At 70.8% G+C, this 23,720-nt stretch carries 23 protein-coding genes; 12 read left to right on the top strand and 11 right to left on the bottom strand.

Annotated features, from left to right (window positions below):
- Positions 1–31 precede the first annotated feature (31 nt).
- Positions 32–940 (top strand): alpha/beta hydrolase, encoded by a 909-nt coding sequence (locus G6034_RS04355; protein ID WP_176634037.1) that lies wholly within the window; start codon positions 32–34, stop codon positions 938–940.
- 15 nt (positions 941–955) lie between these two features.
- Here the strand turns inward: G6034_RS04355 and G6034_RS04350 are convergent, their stop codons facing one another.
- The 3 genes from G6034_RS04350 to G6034_RS04340 all read right to left on the bottom strand — a co-directional run bounded on the left by G6034_RS04350 (position 956) and on the right by G6034_RS04340 (position 3,896).
- A complete protein-coding gene (locus tag G6034_RS04350) occupies positions 956–1,627 on the bottom strand; it encodes a DUF1684 domain-containing protein (protein WP_176633889.1) in 672 nt (223 codons plus the stop codon).
- Between the two features lie 6 nt (positions 1,628–1,633).
- A complete protein-coding gene (locus tag G6034_RS04345) occupies positions 1,634–2,656 on the bottom strand; it encodes an isopenicillin N synthase family dioxygenase (RefSeq protein ID WP_176633888.1) in 1,023 nt (340 codons plus the stop codon).
- A 166-nt stretch (positions 2,657–2,822) separates the two neighbouring features.
- Entirely contained in the window at positions 2,823–3,896 is a 1,074-nt protein-coding gene (locus G6034_RS04340; protein ID WP_176633887.1) for an oxidoreductase, read from the bottom strand.
- A gap of 159 nt (positions 3,897–4,055) precedes the next feature.
- Between G6034_RS04340 and G6034_RS04335 the strand changes: the two genes are divergently transcribed.
- Positions 4,056–4,400, top strand: a complete 345-nt coding sequence (locus G6034_RS04335; protein ID WP_176633886.1) for a VOC family protein — start codon at positions 4,056–4,058, stop codon at positions 4,398–4,400.
- A 92-nt stretch (positions 4,401–4,492) separates the two neighbouring features.
- Here G6034_RS04335 and G6034_RS04330 read toward each other — a convergent pair whose 3' ends face one another.
- Together G6034_RS04330 and G6034_RS04325 are read right to left on the bottom strand one after the other, a co-directional pair.
- Positions 4,493–4,930: an SRPBCC family protein gene (locus G6034_RS04330; protein WP_176633885.1), complete on the bottom strand. Its 438-nt coding sequence runs from the start codon at positions 4,928–4,930 to the stop codon at positions 4,493–4,495.
- Positions 4,931–5,000: 70 nt separating this feature from the next.
- Positions 5,001–6,215: an MFS transporter gene (locus tag G6034_RS04325; protein WP_218063561.1), complete on the bottom strand. Its 1,215-nt coding sequence runs from the start codon at positions 6,213–6,215 to the stop codon at positions 5,001–5,003.
- A gap of 240 nt (positions 6,216–6,455) precedes the next feature.
- Here G6034_RS04325 and G6034_RS04320 point away from each other — a divergent pair, with 240 nt between their 5' ends.
- Both G6034_RS04320 and G6034_RS04315 read left to right on the top strand, forming a co-directional pair.
- A complete protein-coding gene (locus G6034_RS04320) occupies positions 6,456–7,343 on the top strand; it encodes an alpha/beta hydrolase (protein WP_176634035.1) in 888 nt (295 codons plus the stop codon).
- A gap of 34 nt (positions 7,344–7,377) precedes the next feature.
- Complete coding sequence (locus tag G6034_RS04315) at positions 7,378–8,289, top strand: alpha/beta fold hydrolase (protein WP_176633884.1); 912 nt, start codon at positions 7,378–7,380, stop codon at positions 8,287–8,289.
- A 25-nt stretch (positions 8,290–8,314) separates the two neighbouring features.
- On the opposite strand, the gene G6034_RS04310 is transcribed toward G6034_RS04315, so the two are convergent.
- Positions 8,315–9,067, bottom strand: a complete 753-nt coding sequence (locus G6034_RS04310) for a glycosyltransferase family 2 protein (protein WP_176633883.1) — start codon at positions 9,065–9,067, stop codon at positions 8,315–8,317.
- Between the two features lie 235 nt (positions 9,068–9,302).
- Here G6034_RS04310 and G6034_RS04305 point away from each other — a divergent pair, with 235 nt between their 5' ends.
- From G6034_RS04305 to hrpB, 6 genes are all read left to right on the top strand, one after another.
- Complete coding sequence (locus G6034_RS04305) at positions 9,303–10,529, top strand: LolA family protein (RefSeq protein ID WP_176633882.1); 1,227 nt, start codon at positions 9,303–9,305, stop codon at positions 10,527–10,529.
- Between the two features lie 80 nt (positions 10,530–10,609).
- A complete protein-coding gene (locus tag G6034_RS04300; RefSeq protein ID WP_343037939.1) occupies positions 10,610–11,566 on the top strand; it encodes an ABC transporter ATP-binding protein in 957 nt (318 codons plus the stop codon).
- Positions 11,567–11,666: 100 nt separating this feature from the next.
- Positions 11,667–12,464, top strand: a complete 798-nt coding sequence (locus tag G6034_RS04295; protein WP_176634034.1) for an ABC transporter permease — start codon at positions 11,667–11,669, stop codon at positions 12,462–12,464.
- A gap of 295 nt (positions 12,465–12,759) precedes the next feature.
- Positions 12,760–13,422, top strand: coding sequence for an MBL fold metallo-hydrolase (locus G6034_RS04290; protein WP_176633880.1), 663 nt, complete (start codon positions 12,760–12,762; stop codon positions 13,420–13,422).
- Positions 13,423–13,445: 23 nt separating this feature from the next.
- Entirely contained in the window at positions 13,446–13,769 is a 324-nt protein-coding gene (locus G6034_RS04285; RefSeq protein WP_176633879.1) for a putative quinol monooxygenase, read from the top strand.
- Between the two features lie 5 nt (positions 13,770–13,774).
- A complete protein-coding gene (hrpB, locus tag G6034_RS04280; protein ID WP_176633878.1) occupies positions 13,775–16,375 on the top strand; it encodes an ATP-dependent helicase HrpB in 2,601 nt (866 codons plus the stop codon).
- 42 nt (positions 16,376–16,417) lie between these two features.
- Here hrpB and G6034_RS04275 read toward each other — a convergent pair whose 3' ends face one another.
- Positions 16,418–17,248 carry an SDR family oxidoreductase gene (locus tag G6034_RS04275; RefSeq protein WP_343037928.1) on the bottom strand — a complete coding sequence of 277 codons (831 nt, stop codon included), beginning with the start codon at positions 17,246–17,248 and terminating at the stop codon, positions 16,418–16,420.
- A 7-nt stretch (positions 17,249–17,255) separates the two neighbouring features.
- A complete protein-coding gene (locus tag G6034_RS04270; RefSeq protein ID WP_176633876.1) occupies positions 17,256–17,816 on the bottom strand; it encodes a Dps family protein in 561 nt (186 codons plus the stop codon).
- Positions 17,817–17,937: 121 nt separating this feature from the next.
- Between G6034_RS04270 and G6034_RS04265 the strand changes: the two genes are divergently transcribed.
- Complete coding sequence (locus tag G6034_RS04265) at positions 17,938–18,897, top strand: aldo/keto reductase (protein ID WP_246295292.1); 960 nt, start codon at positions 17,938–17,940, stop codon at positions 18,895–18,897.
- Between the two features lie 6 nt (positions 18,898–18,903).
- Here G6034_RS04265 and G6034_RS04260 read toward each other — a convergent pair whose 3' ends face one another.
- The 3 genes from G6034_RS04260 to G6034_RS04250 all read right to left on the bottom strand — a co-directional run bounded on the left by G6034_RS04260 (position 18,904) and on the right by G6034_RS04250 (position 22,134).
- Positions 18,904–19,656, bottom strand: coding sequence for a glycoside hydrolase family 25 domain-containing protein (locus tag G6034_RS04260; RefSeq protein ID WP_176633875.1), 753 nt, complete (start codon positions 19,654–19,656; stop codon positions 18,904–18,906).
- A gap of 137 nt (positions 19,657–19,793) precedes the next feature.
- On the bottom strand, positions 19,794–21,425 hold the full coding sequence (locus tag G6034_RS04255; protein WP_246295291.1) for an FG-GAP-like repeat-containing protein: 1,632 nt from the start codon (positions 21,423–21,425) through the stop codon (positions 19,794–19,796).
- An 88-nt stretch (positions 21,426–21,513) separates the two neighbouring features.
- Positions 21,514–22,134 carry an L-threonylcarbamoyladenylate synthase gene (locus G6034_RS04250; protein ID WP_176633874.1) on the bottom strand — a complete coding sequence of 207 codons (621 nt, stop codon included), beginning with the start codon at positions 22,132–22,134 and terminating at the stop codon, positions 21,514–21,516.
- Positions 22,135–22,403: 269 nt separating this feature from the next.
- Here G6034_RS04250 and G6034_RS04245 point away from each other — a divergent pair.
- The coding region (locus G6034_RS04245) for a transglycosylase domain-containing protein (protein ID WP_176633873.1) at positions 22,404–23,720 on the top strand (1,317 nt) is incomplete at its 3' end.

Here is a 23,720-nt window from a genome sequence, read left to right as displayed (position 1 = left end):
CCGCGTTCCTGTATGGGCGTGGCGCGTGTACATGCACACGATCAGCAAGGGGGAGCGGCAGCATCTGAACCTGGAGCCCGTCTCCGGCGTGCGGCACTGGGACGACATCGACTTCGTGGGCGACCACATCCGCTGGCACCGGCTGGACGTCATCGCCCCGGCCGGCGGCCGCACAGCGGAGGGCCGGCTGCCCGTGTACATCTACTTTCACGGCGGCGGGTGGACGTCCGGGGACAAGGCGTCACTGACGAAGTACTGCGCCAGCCAGGCCGCATTCGGCCTGGTGGTGGTCAACCTGAACTACCGCATGGCACCGCACTTTCACCTGGGCCACGTCCTGGAGGACGCCAACGAGGCGCTTGCCTGGGTGGGCCTCCACATTCGTGAGTTTGGCGGGGACGCCCAGCGGATTGTGCTGGGTGGGGACTCCGCGGGAGGGCAGATTTCCGCGCTCACGGCGGCGGCCACGTTCCGGCCGGAACTTGCCGAACACTACGCACTGATACCGGCCTTGCCAGCCACCTCCCTCAGGGGCCTGGTGCAGCATTGCAGCATTGTCGATTTCTCCGTGTTCTTCGACAAGGGTTTTGTGCTGAGCCTGAACTTCATCCGCATGCTTCTGCCCCATGGCGGCCAACGAAGGGCCGGGGGGATGGCGAAGCACAGGCTGCGTGAGGAGTCGCGCTACATGTCGCCCATCGAGTGGCTCGACTCCCGGTGCCCGCCAGTGTTCATCACGACGTCCGAGCGGGACTTCTTCTATTCCTCCAACATCAACTTCATCCACAGGCTGGACCAGCACGGGGTTCCCGTCGACTCCATGGTTTACGGCTGGAAGAACACCAACACGGAGCACACATGGCAGCAGAACTTCCGCTATCCGGAATCGCAGGAGGTCTACGGCCGCCTGCAGTCTTTCATCAGCAAAGTGACGGCCTAAGCCAACACCGTTCAATCACGGCCCGGCGGGGTGGCCGCCCAGCTCCGGGCGGTACAGCTCGCCCACGGGGATGGCCGCGGGGAGCCTGTTGGCAGGCCCGGGCAGCGGACACGCCCACGCTTCGTCGTAGGCGCACGACGGGTTGTAGGCGAAGTTGAAGTCCAGCGTGAAGGTGCCCCCCGCCTGCCCCAGGAAGGCCCCCTTGATGGTGTCCAGCAGGTAGCGGCCCGCGCCGTAGCTGCCGCCCGGCCTCCCCGAGCCGGCATCCCGGAACGGGACAAAGATGCCGCCGCCGTAGCCGCGCAGCAGCCAGGCGGCCAGGGATCCGGCCCCGGGGACGTGGAAGGTGCCGAGCCGTTCGAACGGCACCGTGCCGTCGGTGCCGGTCCGGACCAGCATTTCCTCCCCGGCGCCCTCGGGGGACAGCCGGCACTCAAAGCGGAACGCGGGGTCGTAGGCGGCCACCGGCAGGCCTGTGAAGCGGGCCTTTTCCTGCGCGCCCAGTGCCGACGCAGGGTGGGTGGCGAACATGGCGTCCCGCCCGCGGACCCACAGCGCATGGGAAGCCGCGGGCCCGTCGGCCCCGGCCTTGGCGCGGACTGCGGCATAGAGCTCGAAGGTGCGCAGCCGCCAGTCCATGACGGCAACGGCCGGAGTTCCCGGCGCGGTGTCCGAGTCGCCGCCCATGGCCGGCTACCCCCCGAGTTCCGGGTAGTGGATGGCCGCCGTCTGCGGGTGCGCGCGCACCCAGCCCTTCAGCACGTTGGCTCCGTAGGAGGACAACATGGGGTTCTGGGGGTCGTCGCTGACGCCGCGGGCGTCGGCCGCCAGTTCCGGCGGCAGCGGCACGGTGTCGATGACGGCGTCCAGGCGCGGGGACCAGAAGAACGGCACCGAGTACCGGTCCACGCCGGGCGGGGGAGCGGTGACGCGGTGGATGGTGGCCATGAGGTAGCCGTTCGTGGCGACCTCAAGCATCTCGCCCAGGTTCACCACCAGGGCGCCGGGCAGGGGATCAACGGCGATCCATTCCTTCTGCCCGTGGGGCTGGACTTCCAGTCCGCCCACCTGGTCCTGCAGCAGCAGCGTCACGAAGCCGTAGTCGGCGTGCGAGCCCACGCCCTGCGTGCCGGCCTCCGGCACCTGGCCGCCCACGTAGTGGACCAGTTTCCCCATCCAGGCCGGCGTGTCCGCAAACGGTTCGGCAAAGTAGCCCTCCGGCAGGCCCAGGGCAACGCTGATGCCGGCCAGCAGGTCCGCGCCTATCCCGGACATGAGCCGGGCCCAGCGTTCGGCGGCCTGTTCCAGCTCCGGGTAGCCGGCCGGCCACTGGTTGCGCCCCTGCAGGCGCAGGAAGAGCTTGTCCGCCGGGACGTGGGCAAGCGGCTCGCGGTCCGGGCCGAAGTCGATCTGCTCGCGGGAGTCGGCGCGGCCCCGGGTGATCTCGGTGCCGAGCCGCGTGTAGCCGCGGAACTGGGCGGAGGTGCGGTTGTCCAGTTCTAGGCGCTGCTCCAGCGGCAGGCGGAAGAAGCCTGCCACCGTGTCCAGGAGCGCCCGGGCCTGACCGGGCGCGGCGCCGTAGTTGGTGACCTGGAAGAAGCCCACATTGTGTGCGGCGTCGCGGAGGGTGTCGATGAAGTCCGCGGTGAAGGTGCCGTCAGGGTTGCGGGCGGCGGAAAGGTCCAGGACCGGGACCGAGGTGCGTGTTGTGCTCATATACCCAGCGTGCCCCCAGTCGGGCCGAAATGGTTAAGGAATATTTCCCTTTGTTGCGTCCTCGACTTGCGCCGCAGGAACGGCTGTGCATGCAGAAGTTCGACGACGGCACCCCGGGAGGTGCCGCCGTCGAACGTTTGGCACCTCAGGGTGCGATCCGATGGTTTTAGTTTTCCCAGAACGGGTAGTCGGTGTATCCCGCGGGGCCTTCGGTGTAGAACGTGGTGTGGTCGGGTTCGTTGAGGGGGAGCCCCTCGCTCCAGCGCCGGACCAGGTCCGGGTTGGCCAGCGCGGGGCGGCCCACCACCACGGCGTCGCCCCACCCGTTGCCGGCCACCGCCCGCGCGTCCTCGAGCGTGGTGACCGTGCCGAAGCCGGTGTTGACCAGGAACGGGCCGCCGAAGCGTGAGCGCAGTTCCTGCACCAGCGGCCCCGACGGGTCCCGGTGCAGGATGCTCAGGCCGGCCAGGCCGAGCGGGGCGATGCCGTCGACGAGCGCCCGGTAGGTGGCGAGCGTGTCCGCGGGATCGGTTTCGAGGGCGCCCTGGACGTTGTGTTCAGGGGAGATGCGCAGCCAGGTCCGGCCGGCGCCGATGGCTGTGGCAACCGCGGCCACGGTCTCGATGACGAAGCGGGCCCGGTTTTCCGGCGAGCCGCCATATCCGTCGGTGCGGTGGTTGGCGGACGGCGCCAGGAACTCGTGCAGCAGGTAACCGTTGGCGCCGTGCAGCTCCACGCCGTCGAAACCCGCCGCCATGGCGTTGCGGCAGCCCTGCACGAACTCCTGCATGACGGCCGGCAGCTCGCCCGCGGTAAGGGCGTGCGGCACGGGGTAGGGGAGCTTGCCGTCATAGCTGCGGGTGGCGCCGTCGATCGCGATGGCGCTGGGGGCGACCACCTCGCGCCCGCCGGTGGTGGCCGGATGGGTGACGCGCCCGGAGTGCATGACCTGGGCGATGATGAGGCCGCCATCTGCGTGGACGGCGTCCGTGACGCGCTTCCAGCCGGCAATGTGTTCCTCCGTCACCAGTCCGGGCTGGCGCACGAACGCCTGGCCCGCAAAGCTCGGATAAGTGCCCTCGCTGACCAGCATTCCCATGGACGCGCGCTGGCGGTAGTATTCGACGACGTCGTCCCCGGGGACGCCGTCGCGGCCGGAACGTGAGCGGGTGAGCGGGGCCATGACGAGCCGGTTGGCCAGCTCAAGGTCGCCGAAGGTGACGGGGGAAAACAAGTTCACGTGCAGCTCCAAAGGTTGGGAAGGGTTGCTCTGTGGGCAACACCGGGCGCCGTCCCCGCTATTCCCCAACACTTCGCTCTCGTCGATCCCTTGTGCCGGTTCCCGCGCGGGACGAAGCTGGAGGGGTACACGTCAATCCCCGGTCCCGGAAGGTGCACCATGTCCAATTCCGTCAACTATTTTGAAATCGGAACACCAGACCCCGAGGCGAGCACGGCCTTCTATTCGGGCCTGTTCGACTGGCCCGTGGGGCCGCCGTCGGAGGCCCGCTACAGCATGGTCGACGGCCAGCGCGGGGGCCTGTGGGACACCTCCGCCACGGACGGCGCGACCTGGGCCATTTTCTACGTCCAGGTCGAGGACGTCGCCGCGGGCATTGAGAAGGCCGTGGGCCTGGGGGCCACGGTGGCCGTCCCCCTCGTGGACAATGGCGCCATCGAGTTCGCCCACCTGGTTGACCCCCAGGGAAACCGCTTCGGCATCTGGCGCCCGAAGGCCGCGTAGCCCCCGGTCCCATCCCGCTCGCGCCTGTCCATGGTGAAGGGCAGGTCCCGCACCCTGCCTGAACGGCTGCGCATTCGTTGCCGCACTGTCAGTTAGGGCTCAACCTCCAGCACGCGTTTCAGGTTTTCCAGCTGAGCCACTTCCGCCTGCATTGTTTTTGTGATCATGGGACCCATCAGCTTCATGAGCCCCTTGGGCTCCAGGGTGAGGCTGAAGGACACAGTGGTGCCGGCGTCGTGCTCGGTCAGGGCAAAGCTGCCGGCAGGCCGGGCGGGGCCGGCCACCACGAAGAAACCCAGCCGCACGCCCGGCTCCGCCACGCTGATTTGGTAGTCGCCGTCAATGCTCCGTCCGCCGGGGCCTGCCATCCTCTGGCTGTACACCGCACCAACGTCTCCCGCCGGCCCGCTGGCGAGGCGCACCTGGGAGACTCCGGTGCGCCAGAGCGGATTGTTTAGTCCGTTGGCCAAAAATTCGTAAACGTCGCGGGCATTGCGTTTGATGAACACTTCGTTTTCTGCGTGCGCCATGTCCGGCTCCTTCAGTTCAGGCTGGGATCGAATACTACGTTGCGCCATCCCATTTCCGAAAGGGCCCGCCTCATTGCGGGCGTTCGAGACGGAACAGCGGCACGGCCAGGGCTGCGGCCAGAAGGGCACAGGCCCCAAAGACGGCAAACGCGGGCGGGAATCCCGCGCCCAGGACGGCCTGGAACGCCAGGCTTCCGGTGCCGAAGCCGAGGAACAGGACAAAGGCCATCAACCCCACGGCTTGGGCGGTGCTGCCCGGGAAGTCGGTGACGATGCCGCCAAAAAGCGGCTGGGTCATGTCGTACCCCAGGGACAGGACGGCGATGGCCGTGACCGCGACGGGAAGCGGGGGATCCGCGGCCAGGACCAGGGCACAGGAGCCGGCCACGAGCATGCCGGTGGGAATGATGCGTGCCCTGCCCAAGGTGTCGGCGAGGCGCCCGATGAGGGGGCCGAAGAGGAAGCCGGGCACGCCGTACCCCAGCAGGGCCAGCCCGACGCCGACGGGGCCCAGGCCGAAGCGCTGGACGAGATAGACGCCCAGCCAGGTGTAGATGCCGGAGTGGAGCAGGGCATTGACCAGGACATAGCTGTAGGTGCGCAAACCCCTGGCGTGTGCCAGCAGCCGCCAGTAGCCGTCGGCCACCGTGCGCCAGGGCAGCCCGATCGGGGGCTGCTGCCGGCGCGGGAGAAGGGCGGCCGCGAGCCCCGCCACGAGCAGGACGGCCAACCCGGAAGCCAGGAACAGGCCATTCCAGCCGAGGGCGGGTTCGGCCAGCGCGCCGACGGTGGAGCCCACGGCAATTCCGCCGGCCATGCCGCCAAACAGCCAGCCCAGGGCGCGGCCACGCTCGGCAAAGGGAAAGACGTCACCGATCAACACCAGCGAAATGGGGACCACGCCGCTGGCGGCAATGCCGGTGGCCATGCGCATCAGGATGAACGCCGGTGCTCCTGCAGCCAGCGCGGTTGCGGCCGTCAAGATGGCAAAGACCACGAGGGAGCCTAGAATGACGGGCCGCCGGCCGGTGCGGTCGGACAGGGGCCCCCAAAACAAGGTCATCAGCCCGTAAGGAATCAGGTAGGCCGGGACGGCCAGTCCCACGATGCCCACGTCCGTGCCAAGGGCGGTGGCAAGTTGCGGCAGGATCGGCGCCACCATGAACGCCTGGGCAAACGTCAGGAAGGCGGCCGTGGTCACGACAGCCAAAAAGGCGCTGCGGGCCGGCCCGTCCAGCGGCCCGCCCGCAGGGTGCGCGGCAGGGATCCAGTCGGACCCGGTCACCTCCGAGCCCGGTCTCGGCCTGACCGGGTGACGTTCAGGAGCTTTGGGCGGGGGTGCATTGGCTTTCCCACCATGAAGATTGCCAGCGCGTTCATATTTTCCACAGTACGCCCCCGTCCACCGGCGTACCCTTGTCCCATGGAGGGCTCTGGGCCACGCGGATCCGGCGGCACCTTTGCTTTTGGCAGGCGCGCCAGGGCGGTGCTGCGCCGTGTGCCCGTCTGGGCCTGGAGGCTGCTGATGCACTCGGTCAGCGGCCGGGAACTGGCACGGTTCAACGCGGACCCCATTGCCGGCGTGCGGCACTGGCGCGAGATTGACTTTGCGGGGCACCACGCCGCGTCCCAACGGCTCGACGTCATGGCGCCCGACCCCGCGCGGGACGGCCTGCTGCCCGTGTACGTCTATTTTCACGGCGGGGGCTGGACGTCCGGCGACAAGGCGCCCTTGACCAAGTACTGCGCCCGCCAGGCCGCAGCCGGCGTGGTGGTGGTCAACGTCAACTACCGCAAGGCACCCCGCTTCCAGCTGGGCCACGTCCTGCAGGATGCCAACGCGGCGCTCGGCTGGGTGCGCGGCAACATCGAACGCCTGGGCGGGGACCCCCGCCGGGTCGTCCTGGGAGGCGACTCCGCCGGCGGCCAGGTCGCGGCGCTCATCACGGCAGCCATGTTCCGCCCCCTGCTGGCACGTCATTACCGGCTGGCGCCCGCCCTGCCGCCCTCAAGCCTCAGGGGACTGGTGCAACACTGCAGCGTGGCGGACTTCTCCGTCTTCTTCGACCCCGGCTTCGTGCTGAGCCTGAACTTCATCCGCATGCTCATGCCGAAGGACGGCGCCGGCGAGCGGCTGCCCCTGCGCCAGGCAGCCCACTACATGTCTCCCATCGAGTGGCTGGACGCGCGCTGCCCGCCCGTGTTCATCACCACCTCGGAGCGGGACTTTTTTTATTCGGCCAACCTGAACCTGATTGCCAGCCTCAAGCGCCACGGCGTCTCCGTCGCCCAGCTGGTGTACGGGTGGGATCGCTCCAACACCGAACACACCTGGCAGCAGGACTTCCGCTTCCCGGAGTCCCAGGAAGTGTACCGGCGCCTACAATCCTTTATACGGACGGTGGCGGGCTAGCCCGCCTGCCGCGACCAGGACCGGAGGTGCCGCCGTGGCCCAACAGGACAGCACCGCGCCGGAGACCGCGGAACAGCTCGACGCAGCCCTTCCCGACTTCGACTGGGCGCAGCTTCCGCCCTCCTTCCGCCGGTCCACCTTCGACGCACCCAGCGGGGCCCTTGCCGCAATCCAGCTGGGAGACCCGGCCGGGCAGCCGGTGGTTCTGGTGCCCGGCGCCACCGGGTCCAAGGAAGACTTTGCCCTGATGATGCCGCTCCTGGCGGCCGCCGGCTACAACACCATCAGTTTTGACTTGGCCGGGCAATATGAATCCGCCGCGGCCGGTCCGGAAAATCTCACGCCGGCCCAGCGGAACTACAGCTACGAACTCTTCACGGACGACGTCCTGGCCGTGCTGCGCGACGCCGTGGCCAAAGCCGGCGCGCCCGCGCACGTGGTGGGCTACTCCTTTGCCGGCACGGTGGCCGGTCTGGCCTGCGCACGCAATCCCGGCCTGTTCGCCAGCCTGGCCCTGCTGGGGTGCCCGCCCCTGTCCGGGCAAAGCCTCCGAGGCATCAGCAGGATAGGCCCCCTGACCGGCCTGGCCGGCGGCAGGGCCGGCGCGGCGCTGATGATCTGGGGGATCAAGGCCAACGTCATCCCGGTGCCGCCCGGCAGGCTGCGCTTCGTCAGGGAACGCTTCAGGCTCACCAGGCGCCAGTCCGTCCGGGACATCGTGGGGCTCATGCAGCGAAGCCCCGACCTCACCCGTGACCTGGCCCGCCTCGAGCTGCCAAAACTCGTGGCAGTGGGCGAGCACGATCTCTGGCCCACGCACCTCCACGCCGCCTTCGCCGCGTCCACCGGCGCAGCCCTGGCCGTCTACCGCTCCGGCCACAGCCCTTGCGAAACGTCGCCGCACCAGCTCAGCGAGGACCTGCTGGAACTGTTCGCCCGAGCCTGAGGCGCCCGGCCGCGCCGCTGGAAGGTCAGCCGCCGTGCGCCCGGGCCCACCGGCGTCGTTCCCGCCGCCGGCGCAGGGGCGGCTCGGCCTGGAATTCGCGGCGGAACGTGTACCAGGCCTTGGACAGGCGCAGCCCGAGCGAGGCCCCCGAGCGGAAGGGCCGGGCGGAGACGGGCATGCGCAGCCCGGCGTCGTACACCACCCGCATGTCGGGGCGCAGGCGGTAGGAGATGTCGAGGTCGTCGTGGACCAGGGGGGAGCCCCGCAGCACGCCGGGCCCGATCCGGGCCCAGACGCCGGCAGTCATCGCGAAGTTGGAGCCAAAGACCGGCGTGTGGCCCAGCAGAAGGCCCACCATGTGGAAATAACCGCCCAGGTAGAGCGCGCGCCCCAGCAGGCACACCAGCCGGTTCGCGCCGTAAAAGTCGCCCGGCCCGGTCACCAGCGACATCGGCCCCGCCGCGTCCAGTGCCGTCTCAACCCTGGACAGCCAGTCGGCCGGCGGCCGGGAATCGGCGTCCAGGCGGGCCAGGATGCCGGCGCCTGCGCCGGCCGCGGCGTCGAAGCCGTGGGCCGAGGTGGGCGCAATGCCCGGCGGGGCCGAGAAGATCCGCAGCGCACCGGCCGCGGCACAGACCCCGGCCGTGTTGTCGGTGCTGGCGTTGTCGACCACGATCACCTGGTCTGCCGGGCGGCCCTGGCGCGCAAGGTGCGCCAGGCAGGCCTCCAGCATCGCTGCGTCGTTGCGGCAGGGAATGACGACGGCGATCCTGGTCATGTCACTGTCCTGCCGCAGTGGTGCCGCTGCGCGCTGATGGCTGCCATGACGCCACCCTACAGCCGGGCCCGGGGCCCGCGGCCCGCGCCGCGCAGGCACTGGTGCCGGCCCCGCCCGGCGCCGGCGGCAGATTCACCCAAATTCACAGCCCCGCATCCGGGGCGGCGGCGTAAGCTGGAGAGGTGCGCACGCCAGCAGCGGCGGGGTTGTCGTGACCCGCCAATGGATCCGGTGGATGCCCGCAGCGGCCATGCCGGCGGTCATCGCCGCAGCCGTGCTCGCCGGTCCCCTCCAAGCCTCCGCGCGCATTGACCTGCCGGCAAGGACGCCTGAACAGGTGCTGGCCCTGCTGGCCGGCAACAAGGTGCAGCAGCTGTCCGGCACGCTCGAGGAAACCGCCAGCCTGGGCCTGCCGCAGCTTCCCGACCTGGGTCCCGGCTCGACCGGTTCCTCGGGCCGCGCCACCCCGGGCGGTCCAGCGGCCGCTGCGGCGAACCCGCTGACCGCGGGAAACATCAGCCAGCTGCTGGGATTTTTGACCACGCCCCACACTGTCCGCGTCTACCTGGACGGCCCGGCCAACCAGCGCGTGCAGGTCCTGGACACACTGGCCGAGCGCGACGTCATCCGCCATGGCCCCACCGTCTGGACGTACGACTCCGGCGCCAACACCGCCACCGAGCTGACGCTGCCCAACCCCCGACGGCCGAAGACGGGAGCCCCCGGCGCCCTGGCGCCGGGGTCGTTCGAGTGGGCCCCCGGCGCCGTGCCGACCCCCGCCGCCCTCGCCGCGGAGGTGGTCAAGGGCATGGATCCGTCCACGCAGCTGAGCCTGGGCTCCAACACCACTGTTGCCGGGCACTCCGCCTACGTGCTCCAGCTCGTGCCGCGGACCGGAGCATCCCTCATTGGCAAGGTCTCGATCGCCGTGGACTCCGGCACCGGACTGCCGCTGCGCGTGACCGTGACCGCACGGGGCCAGGACAGTGCCGCCCTGGAGGTTGGCTTCAGCAAGCTGGAGCTCACTGCCCCGCCGGCGTCCACGTTCCTGTTCACCCCGCCTCCGGGCACCAGTGTCACCAGAAAGTCCCAGCCGGCTGTGCCCACGAAGCCCGGGGGGTTCACGCCGGGTACCGTCATCACCCGGCCGGGTGCCATCGCGACGCCGCTGGCTGCCCCGGCGCCCGGCGCGCCCGCCAACGACCACCCCGCGGTCACGCACCACGCCACGCCCAAGGTGGCCACCTCCGGCACCGGCTGGGCCACCATCGTCGAGGCACCTGCCGGCACAGTGCCGGCCACGCTGTCGGGATCACCCGCCCTGGCACAGCTGCTGCAGCCGGTCGCCGGCGGGCACGCGCTGTCCACCACGCTGTTCAGCGTCCTGATCACCCCCGACGGCGCAGTGTTCGCCGGCGCCGTCCCGCTCGCCGCCCTTCAGCAGGCCGCGGCCGCCAAGTGAGCGGCCCGCCGCAAGGCAGCGGCCCGCCGCAAGGCAGCGGCCCGCCGCAAGGCAGCGGCCCCGACGGCGGCGCAGCAGTCATTGAAACCCGCGGCCTGACCAAACGGTTCGGCCGGCAAACGGCCGTGGACGGCCTGGACCTGAGCGTCCCGGCCGGGGCCGTCTTTGGATTTCTGGGCCCGAACGGTTCCGGCAAGACCACCACCATCCGCATGCTGTTGGGCCTGGCCAACGCCACCAGTGGCACCGCATCCGTGCTGGGCCAGGACATGCCGGGCCGGCTGGACGCCGTCCTGCCCCGGGTGGGGGCCCTGGTGGAGGGCCCGGCGTTCTACCCCTTCCTCTCCGGCACCGCCAATCTCCGCCGCCTGGACGCCGCGGACCCGCATTCACCGCGCGCCACGCGGCGGCAGCGGGTGGCGGACGCACTGGAACGCGTGGGCCTCCAGTACGCCGGGTCCAAGAAGGTCAAGGCGTATTCGCTTGGCATGAAACAGCGGCTGGGGCTCGCCAACGCGCTGCTGCGCCCCCGCGAACTCCTGGTGCTGGACGAGCCCACCAACGGCCTGGACCCGCAAGGCACCCGCGAGGTCCGCAACCTGGTCCGCTCCCTCGCCGCAGGGGGGGCCACCGTCTTTGTCTCAAGCCACCTGCTGGCCGAGGTGGAGCAGATCTGCACGCACGCGGCGGTCATGCGCACCGGGCGGCTCGTGGCCCAGGGGACCCTTGCCGGGCTGCGCGCCGCGGGCCAGCCACTGGTTGTGGTCCGCACGCCCGACGCCGGGGCCGCCCGCCGCGTCCTCGACAGCCTGGGCCTGGTCCCCGGCCCGCCAACGCACGGCGCGGACATGGCGGACGGCGCGACCGTCACCGCGAAGCTTCCTGCGGCGGCGCGGGACGGAGCACCCCGGCCCGAGGCCATTGTGGCGGCCCTGGTCGCGGACGGCGTCCGGGTGCGGGGCTTCAGCATGGAAAGCGGCAGCCTGGAGGACCGCTTCGTGGAACTGACGGGGGAGGGGTTCGACGTTGCCCGCTGACTACGCTCCGCGGGAAGGCCCGGCCCCCGCACCTGCTGGCACGGGAACGCCGCCCGCCGGGCTGCCGCGCGGCACCACGCGGGCCAGGACGTGGCCGCTGATGGCCTCCGAGCTCTCGGTCATGTTCCGCCGCCGCCGGACCTGGGCGATGCTCGCGGCGCTGGCCGCCATTCCCGTGCTGATCGCCGTCGCCGTCAGGGTCACCGGCGCCGGGCAGTCCGGGCACGGGCCCGCATTCCTGGACCGGATCACGCAAAACGGCCTGTTTGTGGTGCTGACCGCCCTGGTGCTCTGCACGCCGCTGTTCCTGCCATTGACGGTGGGCGTGGTCGCCGGCGACACCGTGGCCGGCGAGGCCGGGCTCGGCACGCTGCGCTACCTGCTTGTGGCGCCGGCGGGACGGGCCCGCCTCCTGCTGGTGAAGTATGTGGGGGCGGCCGTCTTTTGCCTGGCCGCCACGGCCTCCGTGCTGTTGGCGGGCACCGTGGCGGGGCTGGCGCTGTTCCCCGCGGGTCCGGTCCCGCTGCTGTCCGGCGAGCTGGTGGACGGGTGGACGGCCGAGGGCAGGATCCTGCTGGTCGGCGCCTTCGTCTGCGTGTCGCTGCTGGGGCTGGCCGCCGTGGGGCTGTTCATCTCCACGCTCACCGACGTGCCCGTCGGGGCCATGGCGGCCACGATCGCGCTGGCCATCGCCGCCCAGCTGCTCGACGCGCTGCCGCAGCTGGACTGGCTGCACCCGTGGCTTTTCAGCCACTGGTGGCTGGGGTTCGCCGACTTGCTGCGCCAGCCCGTCGAATGGACGTCGTTCGGCAACAACGCCGCCCTGCAGCTGGGTTACGTGCTCGTGTTCGGGGCGCTGGCCTATGGCCGCTTCGCCACGAAGGACGTGCTCTCCTGAGGATGCCCGGCGGCTGGGCCGTTATGCGCGACGGCCGGCCCGGACAGCGCGCATGTCACTGTCCTGCGCAGAGTTCACCTCCAGCCCTGCGTGGAACGGGGCCCCCCGGCCGCCGGCGCCGTCGCGACCTCCCCACACTCGCTGGCTCCCCAGCGGCTCCCACCGCTCGCAAGCTCGCAGCGGGACCCTCGCCGCCGTGGGCCCACGTGCGGGGCCCCTCGGCCGCTAGCGCCGTCGCGACCTCCCCACACTCGCTGGCGCTCGTGCGGGGCCCCTCGGCCGCTAGGCTTGGACCATGACCGAGCCGACCTCCCTCATCCACGAACTGCCCACCGTCACCGTCCGCCGCGCCGTGGTTTCGAGCATGGCCAACAACGTCTACCTCCTCACGAACCGGGAGAGCGGCGCCCAGATCCTCATCGACGCCGCCGACGACGCACCCGCCATCCGCCGCCTGCTCCGGGACGCTGCTGGCGACTCTGGCGCCCCCGCCTCCCTGGAACTCGTTGCCACGACGCACCGGCACTGGGACCACGTGCGCGCCCTGGCCGATATCGCGGACGGCATCCCCACGGCGGCCGGGCGCGACGACGCCGCAGGGATCGAGGCCGAGTCCGGCGTGGTGGTCGGCCGGCTGTTGGGGCACGGCGACGTGCTGGAGGCCGGCGGAACCACCCTGCACGCGGTGCACCTGCGCGGCCACACCCCCGGGTCCATTGCCTACGTCCTGGCCGACGGCGGCACCACCCTGATCTTCAGCGGCGACTCCCTCTTCCCGGGCGGGGTGGGCAACACCGAAAACGATCCGCAGCGCTTCACGTCCCTGCTGGATGACGTCCAGGAACGCCTCTTTGGCGCCTATCGGGACGACGCCGTTGTGCTGCCCGGCCACGGCAGCCCCACCACGCTGGGCTCTGAGCGGGCGTCCCTGCCCGAATGGCGGGCACGAGGTTGGTAGGCCGCTCACCTAAGCTTGATGGCATGTACTTTATTGTTGTGAAATTCAAGACCAAGCCCGGCTGTTCGGACGGCTTCATGGAGCGGGTGGCCCCCTTCACCGCAGCCACCCGCCGGGAACCGGGCAACCTCTGGTTTGACTGGTCGCGCAGCGTGGAGGATCCCGCCGAGTTTGTCCTGGTGGAAGCTTTCCTGGACGACGACGCCGCCGGCGCGCACGTCAGCAGCGACCACTTCAAGGCCGGCCTTGAGGCCATGCGCCCGGCGCTGCTTGCGACGCCGCGCATCGTCTCCCGCAAGGTGGAGGGCGACTCCTGGGGCGAGATGGGCGAGCTCCGGATCGGCTGACCGGCATGCCCGCCCCCTTTGACCTGGCCGCCATGGGCCGGGACCTCGCGTTCGCCGCGTCCCTGGGCACCCTGGCCGCGGCCCTGGACCTGCCTGTCCCGGGGATGGCGGGCGCCGCCGTCATCCAGGCCCCTCCCGGCACCGGCAAGACCACGCTGGTGCCCCCGCTGCTCGCCAACAGGGCGGCCGGGGGCCGCGTGGTGGTGACCCAGCCGCGGCGCGTTGCCGCGAGGGCTGCCGCCCGCCGGCTGGCAGCCCTGGACGGCAGCCCGCTCGGCGGGCGTGTGGGCTACACCGTGCGCGGGGAGCGCCATGCCGGGCCCGACACGCTGGTTGAATTTGTCACGCCCGGCATCCTGCTCCGCCGCCTCCTGGCGGACCCCGGGCTGGAGACCGTGTGCGCCGTGGTCCTCGACGAGGTGCACGAACGCGGCCTCGAGACCGACCTGCTGCTGGGCATGGTCGCCGAGGTCCGCCAGCTGCGCGGGGACCTGGTCCTGGTCGCCATGTCCGCCACCCTGGACGCCGCGCGCTTCGCCTCCCTGTTGGCGGACGACGCCGGCACCCCGGCGCCCGTGATCGACTCCCCGTCCGTGCTGTTCCCGCTGGAGACGCTGTGGGCGCCCCCGCCCGGCCCGCGGCTGGACGAGCGCGGCGTGGCCCGGTCCTTCCTCGACCACGTGGCGGACACGGCGGCTGCGGCCCACGCCCGGGCGCTGGCGGACGATCCCGGGGCCGACGCGCTCGTGTTCGCCCCCGGCGCCTGGGAAGTGGGGTACATCGCATCCCGGCTGCGCGGAGGCGCGACGGAAGTGCTCGAACTCCACGGGCAGGCGTCCCCGGCCGATCAGGACCGCGCCGTTTCCGGGCGGCGGGCCGGGGACGGCGCACGGATCATCGTCTCCACCAGCCTGGCCGAGTCCTCGCTGACCGTCCCGGGAGTGCGGCTGGTGGTGGACTCCGGACTGTCCCGCGAACCCCGCCGCGACGCCGCCCGCGGCATGTCCGGGCTCGTCACGGCATCCTGTTCGCGTGCCTCCGCGGAGCAGCGTGCCGGCCGCGCCGCCCGCCAGGGACCCGGCACGGTGGTGCGCTGCTACGACCAGAAAACCTTTGCCGCGTCCCCCGCGCACCAGACGCCGGAAATCCTCGTGGCGGACCTGGCCCACGCCGCCCTGGTGCTGGCCTGCTGGGGCGCGCCCGGCGGTGCAGGGCTGACCCTGCCCACGGCCCTTCCGCAGGCTGCCCTGGCCGAGGCCGTGGAAACGCTGCACGGGCTGGGCGCCCTGGACGGCGGCGGGCACGCCACCGCCCTGGGCAGGACCCTGGCCCGGATCCCGGCGGACCCGCGGCTGGCGCGGGCACTTCTGGACGGGGCCGCCGCCGTCGGGCCCCGGGACGCCGCGGCGGCCGTGGCCCTGGTCTCGGGGGACCACCGGGCGCCCGGCGCGGACCTGGTGGCGCTGGCGTCCGCCTTGCGCTCCGGGCGGGACCCCGGTTCCCGGCGGTGGCGGGAGGACGCCAGCCGCATGGAGGCGCTTGCGCGCCAGGAAGACGGGGGCGGGCAGGGCGGCCGGAGGGAGGGCTTCGGTGCCCGCCGGCCCGAGCTGCCCGGCGGCCAATCCGTGGGGTTCGTGGTCGGCCTGGCCTATCCGGACCGGGTGGCCCGCCGCGTTCCGGGAACGGCCACCTACCTCTTCACCTCCGGCACGCGCGCCGGGCTGCCCGCCGGCAGCACGCTCAGCGGCCAGGAGTGGCTGGCCGTCGCCGAGGTTTCCCGCGCCCGGGGCAGGGACGCCGCGGGGACCGGGGCCGTCATCCGCGCGGCGGCGCCGTTGGGCCAGGACGCGGCGCTGGCCGCCGCCGGCTCCCTCGCGTCGGAGGCCGTGGCGGCCGAGTTCCACAACGGCCGCGTCACCGCCAGGCGCGAACGCCGGCTGGGCGCAATCGTGCTTTCCTCGACGCCGGTCAAGCCCAGCGCCGCGCAGGGCCGGGCCGCCGTGGCGGCCGAACTGCGGTCCTCGGGGTTGGCGCTGCTGCAGTGGAACGGCCCGGCCGACTCACTGCGGCGCCGCCTGGCCCTGCTCCACCGGGCGCTCGGGGCGCCGTGGCCCGACGTGTCGGACGCGGCCCTGCTGGGCCGCCTCGACGAGTGGCTGGCCCCCGAGCTGGAAGCGGTCGCCGCGGGGAAGCCCGCCGGTGCGGTTGCCCTGGCGGAGCCCCTGCGCCGGCTGCTGCCGTGGCCCGAGGCCGGAAGGCTGGGGGAGCTGGCGCCGGAGCGGCTTGCCGTGCCCAGCGGCTCAAAGGTGCGCATAGGCTACCCGGACGTGGACTCCGGCACCGGCCGGCCGGTGGTGGCCGTCAAGCTCCAGGAGTGCTTTGGCTGGGCGGCCACGCCGCGGCTGGCGGGTGACCGGGTGCCCGTGCTGTTCCACCTGCTGTCGCCGGCGGGCAGCCCGCTGGCCGTCACTGACGACCTTGCCTCCTTCTGGTCCGGGCCCTACGCGCAGGTCCGGGCCGAGATGCGGGGGCGCTACCCGAAGCACCCCTGGCCCGAGGACCCCTGGACGGCGCCCGCCACGGCGAAGGTCAAGCGCAGGATGTGACCGCCGGCACCGCCCGGTCCGCTGGTCACGGGCGGCCCGGGATCAGTGGTGCGGGGCGGCCCGCCAGGCGTCCGTCGGCAGCAGGGAGCTGGCCTGGGCCCCCATCTGCGACATCCCGCCGTCCACCTCCCAGCTGGCGCCCGTGACGTACCCTGCCGCCGGAGAGGCAAGGAACGCGACGACGTCGGCCACGTCCGCCGCAGTGCCGGCATGGCCCAGCGGGATGCCCGGTCGGGGAATGTCATGGGCATGGCGGCGCTCGTCCGCCGGCAGGTGTGTGGCAATTTCACCCGGGGCAACGGCGTTGACGGTGATCCCGTGCGCTGCCAGCTCCAGGGCCAGCACCTTGACCAGCCCGTCAAGCCCGGCCTTGGAGGCGCAGTAGGCACCATACCCGTAGCGGGGCTGGTGGGCGTGGACACTGGTGACGGCCACCATGCGCCCGCCGGCGCCGCCGTCCACGAGCAGCCGGGCAGCTTCCTGCAGGCAGAGGAAGGCGCCGGTGAGGTTCGTGTCCAGAATGCGGGTCCACTCCGTGAGCGGGGTGTCCAGCACGGGCCTGGCCAGTCCCACACCGACGTTGTTGACGAAGGCGCCGAGGCCCCCGAGCCGAGCGGCCAGCGAAGCAATGGCCGGTGCGCAGGAGGGCAGATCGGTGGTGTCCAGCCACGTGGAGGGGCCGGCCCGCCCCAGCCCGGCGAGCTGCCGCGCCGTGTCCGCCGCGCCGGCTTCGTCGTCGTGCCACGTGAAGCCGACGTCGAAGCCGCCGCGCGCCAGCGCGAGGGCCGTCGCCTGGCCGATGCCGCGGTCGGCGCCGGTCACGATGGCGAGGCGCGGGTAGGGGGCTGCCGGCTCCCGACGGGGCTCGACCACCGGACGCCTACTTCGCCTTGCTGGCCGCTGAACGCTCCGTCTTGGCGCCGGCATTGAGGAGGTCCCCGGCGTCGTCCTCCAGATGGGCGCGCATGAACCACTGGAACTTCTCCAGTGCGGCGCACTGGGCGATCACCATGTCTTCCGTGATGGGGTCCAGCCCGCCGACGTCGGCCAGGGCCTTCCGGTGGCTCTTGAGGAAGCCGGTGTACACCACGTCGAGGGCGGCCAGGTGGGCGGCCGTGCCGGCCCGGCCTATGGCGTAGTCATCCCAGCTGCGGGCACCCACCAGGGCGCCCGGCAGGCCATTGGGGGACACGCCCAGCGTGGCAATGCGCTCGGCGGTCGCGTCCACCATGCCCCGGACCTGCTCGATCTGCGGATCGAGCATTTCGTGGACACTGATGAAGTCCCGGCCCACCACGTTCCAATGGGCGTGCTTGAGGGTCAGGGCCAGGTCGTTGAGCGCGTGCAGCCGCGGCTGCAGGATTGCCGCCACCTCGTGTCCATCCTGCAATGACAGCCCGGGAACGGTGTATCCGGCGTGCGAGGTCCTCTTGACAACCATGTGCAGCTCCTTTTGGTGTGCTGTTTCCGCGCCCGGTGCATTGGCAGCGCTGGCTCCACGCTAGCGACCCTCTCCGGCCGCGTCTAGGGGCAAGGTCCACCTGGCGTGGCAAGGTGGTGGCATGGACACTGAGCACCGGCCCCACCCTCAGCGACTCATTTACGGCTGCATGGGCCTGGGCGGAACCTGGGACGATTCGCCCCTCACCGCGGCGGACACGGAGCAGGCCGCGGCCGCCGTCCAGGCCGCCCGCGAGGCCGGAATTTCCCTGTTCGACCACGCGGACATCTACCGCATGGGAAAGTCGGAGGAGGTGTTCGGCCGTGTCCTGGCGGACACGCCCGGGCTGCGGGGGCAAATCCTGCTCCAAACCAAGTGCGGCATCCGGCCCGCCGCAGACGGGCTCCCGGGCCGCTACGACTTCAGCGCGGAGAATGTCCTGGCCCGCGTCAACGAGAGCCTGCAGCGGCTGCGCACCGACTACGTTGACATGCTGCTCCTGCACCGCCCCGACCCGCTCATGGACGTGCGCGAACTTTCCGGGACCCTCGCCACGCTCATGGCCAGCGGCCAGGTGAGGGCGCTCGGCGTCTCCAACATGTCCGGCGCCCAGATCGCGTACCTGCAGGACCAGTTGGACGCGCCCATCGTCGCCAACCAGCTGGAGATGGGCCTGGGCCGGCGCGCCTGGCTGGAAAGCACCGTCCTGGTCAACCGGGACGAAGGCTTCGCCGCCGGATTCCCGCATGGGACGCTCGAGCACGCCGCAAGCCACGGGATTGAACTGCAGGCCTACGGCTCGCTGGCGCAGGGGCGCTTCACCGGACGGACCGCGGAGTCACCGGCCGACGGCGCCGCCTCGGCGCTGGTTGCCACCCTTGCGGACAGCTACGGGGCAAGCCCGGAGTCGATCGTGCTGGGCTGGCTCATGCGCCACCCCTCGCGGATCTCCCCGGTCATCGGCACCACCAACACCGGGCGGATCGCCGCCTGCGCCGCCGCGCCGCGCGTGGCTGCCGCCATGACGCGCACCGACTGGTATGCCCTCTGGACGGCGGCGCGGGGCGCCGGCCTGCCTTAGCCTGCCTCAGGGGAAGTCGGCTTCCGGCGGCGCGGCAAGGGGCAGGGGCGTGAATGCGTACGTGCCGCAGGTTACATCGTAGTCGCGGACGTCGTCGTACCACTGGGCCAGATAGACATGCCCGCCCGAGAAGCTCGGCTTCGTGCACATGGCCCGCGCCCGGGCGGGGGTGTCCTGCCCGGCTGTCGCCCAGACGGGGACGCCGGGCAGCTTCCAGGACCCGGTGATCCCTGCCCACGCGGAGGCGAACGAGTACAGCCCGTAGGCCAGCCCGGCGTCGTGCAGCCCGCGCATCAGTCCGCCCAGCACGAGCCGGTTCTCCCGCTGCCGGGCCGCGGTGGTCGCCGGCCAGGGTTGCGGCCGGTGCGGTTCCACGTCAATCCACACCACGCCCGGCAGGAAGCCGGCCCTTGCCATCCCGGCCACGGCGTCGGCCGCCTCGGCGAAGCCTGCATTCGAGAGCCGGCCATCGCGGGTGGCCGGGGACCACGGGCCGTCCGCCCCGTGGCTGCGCAGCTGGGCGGCTGTCGGGAAGGCCGCCATGGCATACGCATGGGCCAGCAGGTTGGTGTTGGTGGCCCGGGTGAGCTGCCAGGCCAGGCACGGATTGGCCGTAAACGGCAAACCGTTGCTCAGCCCGATCACGGCGAACCCGGCGGATTCCGGCGGCAGGGGAAGTCCGTAGCCGCCGGCCGCCGCGGGGCACTGTGGCCAGGAAATGTCGTTCCCGGCCAGTACGTGCCTTGATGTTGTTGGCAACGATGTTGTTCGCGACGGCGGACCCGGTGGATCCGGCGGCGCGGGGGCGCAGCCGGCAAGGAGGCCCGCCCCGGCCGAGAGGGCCGCCAACGCCAGCGCTATTCGCATCCCGACGGTCCTCCCATGCCGTGAACCGCCTAGAAAATGGTGTTGATGGAGTTCCAGGCCCATCCGACCTGCGTGCGCGGGAACCAGGCCGTGTTTCCCTTGCGCGCATACAGCCAGAGATTGCCGGCAGCATCCCGGGCCAGGACATCGGGGGTGCGGTCGCCGTTGAAGTCCCCGGGCGACGCCAGTGCCGTCATGGAATTCCAGCCAATTCCCACCCTGACCCGGGAAAGCCAGGTGCCCCTTCCGCTGCCAGGATACAGCCACAGCTCGCCCGTGGACGCCTGGCGTGCCAGAATGTCCGCCGTCCCGTCGCCGTTGACGTCCCCGGGGCCCAGGATCGCGCTGAATCCGTTCCAGCCGCTGCCCACCTTCACGCGCGCGAGCCAGCCGCCGCGGCCGTTGCCCGGGTACAGCCACAGGGCGCCGGTCGCGTCGCGGGCCAGCACATCGACCTTTTGGTCGCCGTTGAAGTCCCCGGGGCCCAGGATCGCGCTGAATCCGTTCCAGCCGCTGCCCACCTTCACGCGCGCGAGCCAGCCGCCGCGGCCGTTGCCCGGGTACAGCCACAGGGCGCCGGCCGCGTCGCGGGCCAGGACATCGCCGTACCCGTCGCCGTTGAAGTCTCCCACCGTGTCAAGGGCGCTCATGCCCTGCCATCCGGTGCCGATTGTTGTCCCGGCCGTGAAAGCGCCTTTGCCGTTGCCCGGGTACAGGCGCAGCTGGCCCGTGGAGCCGACGCGCGCCAGCACGTCATTGTTCCAGTCCCCGTTGAATTCCCCGGTCGAGCCGGACAGGGAGGATCCGGGCATCGGCAGGTTCGTGAAAGCGTAGGAACCGCAGCTCATGTCGTAGTCGCGCACGTCGTCATACCACTGGGAGAGGTACACGTGCCCGCCGGAGAAGCTGGCCCTGGTGCACATGTCCGCCGCCTCGGTGGGGTAGTCCAGCCGGCCCGCGGTGGCCCACACGGGGACGCCCGGCAGCAGCCAGGAACCGGTGATGGCGGCCCAGCCCGACGCGAAGGAATACAGGCCGTAGGCGAAGCCCGCGTCCCGGAGGCCCCGCATGAGGCCCTCCACCACGAGCCGGTTCTCCCGCTGCTGGGCCGCCGTCGACGCAGGCCACGGCTGCGCGGTGCGCGGCTCGACGTCTATCCACACCACCGGCGGCCGGAAGCTGGCGCCTGCCATGGCGCTGACGGCGGCCGAGGCCTCCGCGTAGCCCACATTGGACAGCTGTCCGGCCCGCGTGGCGGATGACCATGGGCCCCGGCCCTTGTAGCTGGAGAGCTGGGCGGCCGTGGGGAAGGCGGCCATGGCGTAGCCATGTGCCGGCTTGTTGCCGGACTTCGCCCAGCCGACCTGGGACGACAGGCAGGGATTGGTGGTGAAGGGCAGCCCCTTCGTGAGGCCAATGATGACGAACTGGGCCGAATCGGGCGGGAGGGGCAGGCCGGAGCCGCCCTCCGACGTCGGGCATTGGGGCCAGGAAATGTCGTTTCCGGAAAGCGGAGCAGCCTGGGCCGGCGCGGCCGAAAAGGCCAGGGACACCAGAAAGCCCAGCACCAGCGCCGCGCAGGCGGCAATGACCGCCAGCAGCCGCAGCGGGCCTCGTGGTGCTGCGGAGCCGGGCGGGCGGAAGGCAAGACGCATGCTCATCTGTGCAGCCCTTTTCGCAAGATGTGTAGCACCAAGTCAAGCACTGCGGGGGGGCCTGCGCCAGAGTACCGGCCGGTACCTTTTGGGGCTATTCGAAGCGGGAAGGATCGCCCATGCCGCGCCGGACCACTTCGGCGTAGCCGCTGGAGAAGTCGACCACCGTGGTGGGCTCGGCGCCGACGTCGCCGGAGTCAATCACGGCATCCACCACGTTGTCCAGGGTCTCCTTGATCTCCCAGCCCTGCGTCAGCGGTTCCTCCTCGTCGGGAAGCAGCAGGGTGCTCGAAAGCAGCGGCTCGCCCAGCTCCTCCAGGATGGCGTGGATCAGGCGGCTGTCCGGGATGCGCACGCCCACCGTCTTCTTCTTCGGGTGGGCCATGCGGCGCGGGACTTCCTTGGTGGCCGGCAGGATAAAGGTGTACGGGCCCGGGGTGACGGCCTTGATGCTGCGAAAAATGTCATTGTCCACCATGACGAACTGGCCCAGCTGGGCGAAGTCCTTGCAGACCAGCGTGAAGTGGTGCTTGCTGTCCAGGCGGCGGATGGCCCGGATCCGGTCCAACGCCTCCCGGTTGCCGATCTGTGCCCCGAGGGCGTAGCAGGAGTCCGTGGGGTAGGCGATCAGCCCGCCGTCCCGCAGCAGCGCCACCACCTGGGCCACCGATCGGGCCTGGGGGTCGTGGGGGTGGATGTCAAAGAACTTGGCCATGCACGCAAGCTTACGTCTGCCGGGCAGCGCGCCGCTGCATTGGGCGGGCCTTTTGGGCGGCACTTTCAGGGAATTCCCACCAAAAGGGTGCACACTTCACTTGTGCCATCTTTTACGGATGCCGCCGCCAAGCCCCAGAACGCCCGTCAAGCAAATGCCGGCACGGCCAGCCACGTAGATGCTGGCCGCCCCGGCAGAGAACAGCACGTCTGCACAGGAAGGCCCTCCCCAGGATGCCCAGAGGATCGCAAGGACCAAGAATCTCGTCGATGTGGAGGGACACCGGATCGACCCTGGGAAACTTGCTCAAGCTCTTCGTGGCCTGCGGCGTGGCCGGGGTCCTGGTGGCCGGGCTCATGGTGCCCGCCGGGGCCGTTGCCACGGCGGCCGTCTCAGGCACCGACACGTTCCTCAACACGAACCCGGGGCCGCTCAAGCTCGACAGCCCCGCGCAGGCAACCACCGTGCTGGCCAATGACGGCTCCGTGATCGCCAGGTTTTACGAGCAGGACCGCCAGACGGTGACGTCCGCCAACATGTCGCCCTTCATCAAGAACGGGATCGTCGCCATCGAGGATGCCCGGTTCTACCAGCATGGCGGCATTGACATGACGGGCATCATGCGGGCCGTGGTGGCAACCCTGCAGGGCGGGCGCGAGGGCGCCTCCACCATCACCCAGCAGTACGTGAACAATGTGATCATCGAAAACCTGGTCACGGCCGGCAAGACGGACCAGGCAAAACTCGGTGCGCAAAAGTCCATCACGGACAAGATCAATGAAATGAAGCAGGCCATCGACCTGGAGAAGACAATGTCCAAGAAGGACATCCTCCAGGGCTACCTGAACATCATTTACTTCGGCAACGGCGCCTACGGGATCGAGGCGGCCGCGAAGCTGTACTTCAACACGACCGCGAAGAACCTGACCCTGCCCCAGGCCGCCGCGCTGGCCGGGGTGGTCAACAGCCCCTCGGTCTATGATCCCGTGGCGCACCCGGACAACGTGGTCAAGCGCCGCAACGAGGTCTTGGGCAAGATGCTGGCCCAGAAGATGATCACCCAAAAGCAGCACGACGCCGCAGTGAAGGCGCCGCTGACCGTTCACCTGAACAAGCCGTCCCAGGGCTGCGTGGCCGCGGCCATGGCCCCGTACTTCTGCGACTACGTCCAGCAGCTGGTGCTCAACGACAAGGCCTTCGGGGCCACCCCGGAGGACCGGGCCAAGTTCCTGTATCAGGGCGGGCTGACCATCAAGACCACCCTCGACCCCAAGCTGCAAAAGGTCGCCCAGACCCGGGTGGACAACACCATGAGCCCCACGGACCCGCTGCAGCGCGGGGCCGACGTGGTCAGCGTCCAGCCCGGCACGGGCAAGGTCCTGACCATGGCCCAGAACACCGTGTACAACCCGGCGACGAAGCCGGGGAACTACATGGGCAACTTTTCCCTTCCGCTCAAGGACGCCAACGGCCAGCCACTGCACGGTTCCGGCGGCTTCCAGATCGGCTCCACGTTCAAGCCGTTCGTGTTTGCCGAATGGCTCAACAGCGGCCACTCCATGATGACCATGATCGACGGCGCGGTC

This window comes from Arthrobacter wenxiniae (assembly GCF_013376105.1).
In the GTDB taxonomy this organism is placed as follows: Bacteria; Actinomycetota; Actinomycetes; order Actinomycetales; family Micrococcaceae; genus Specibacter; species Specibacter wenxiniae.
Note: the sequence above shows the minus strand (reverse complement) of the source record. Positions and strands in the feature narration are given on the sequence as shown.

Bases quoted from the DNA above. Each gene is read 5' to 3' on its own strand.
- G6034_RS04355 (WP_176634037.1), top strand. From the start codon at position 32: ATGCACACGATCAGCAAGGGGGAGCGGCAGCATCTGAACCTGGAGCCC.
- G6034_RS04350 (WP_176633889.1), bottom strand. From the start codon at position 1,627: ATGGGCGGCGACTCGGACACCGCGCCGGGAACTCCGGCCGTTGCCGTC.
- G6034_RS04345 (WP_176633888.1), bottom strand. From the start codon at position 2,656: ATGAGCACAACACGCACCTCGGTCCCGGTCCTGGACCTTTCCGCCGCC.
- G6034_RS04335 (WP_176633886.1), top strand. From the start codon at position 4,056: ATGTCCAATTCCGTCAACTATTTTGAAATCGGAACACCAGACCCCGAG.
- G6034_RS04330 (WP_176633885.1), bottom strand. From the start codon at position 4,930: ATGGCGCACGCAGAAAACGAAGTGTTCATCAAACGCAATGCCCGCGAC.
- G6034_RS04320 (WP_176634035.1), top strand. From the start codon at position 6,456: ATGCACTCGGTCAGCGGCCGGGAACTGGCACGGTTCAACGCGGACCCC.
- G6034_RS04310 (WP_176633883.1), bottom strand. From the start codon at position 9,067: ATGACCAGGATCGCCGTCGTCATTCCCTGCCGCAACGACGCAGCGATG.
- G6034_RS04305 (WP_176633882.1), top strand. From the start codon at position 9,303: ATGCCCGCAGCGGCCATGCCGGCGGTCATCGCCGCAGCCGTGCTCGCC.
- G6034_RS04295 (WP_176634034.1), top strand. From the start codon at position 11,667: ATGGCCTCCGAGCTCTCGGTCATGTTCCGCCGCCGCCGGACCTGGGCG.
- G6034_RS04290 (WP_176633880.1), top strand. From the start codon at position 12,760: ATGACCGAGCCGACCTCCCTCATCCACGAACTGCCCACCGTCACCGTC.
- G6034_RS04285 (WP_176633879.1), top strand. From the start codon at position 13,446: ATGTACTTTATTGTTGTGAAATTCAAGACCAAGCCCGGCTGTTCGGAC.
- hrpB (WP_176633878.1), top strand. From the start codon at position 13,775: ATGCCCGCCCCCTTTGACCTGGCCGCCATGGGCCGGGACCTCGCGTTC.
- G6034_RS04270 (WP_176633876.1), bottom strand. From the start codon at position 17,816: ATGGTTGTCAAGAGGACCTCGCACGCCGGATACACCGTTCCCGGGCTG.
- G6034_RS04265 (WP_246295292.1), top strand. From the start codon at position 17,938: ATGGACACTGAGCACCGGCCCCACCCTCAGCGACTCATTTACGGCTGC.
- G6034_RS04255 (WP_246295291.1), bottom strand. From the start codon at position 21,425: ATGAGCATGCGTCTTGCCTTCCGCCCGCCCGGCTCCGCAGCACCACGA.
- G6034_RS04250 (WP_176633874.1), bottom strand. From the start codon at position 22,134: ATGGCCAAGTTCTTTGACATCCACCCCCACGACCCCCAGGCCCGATCG.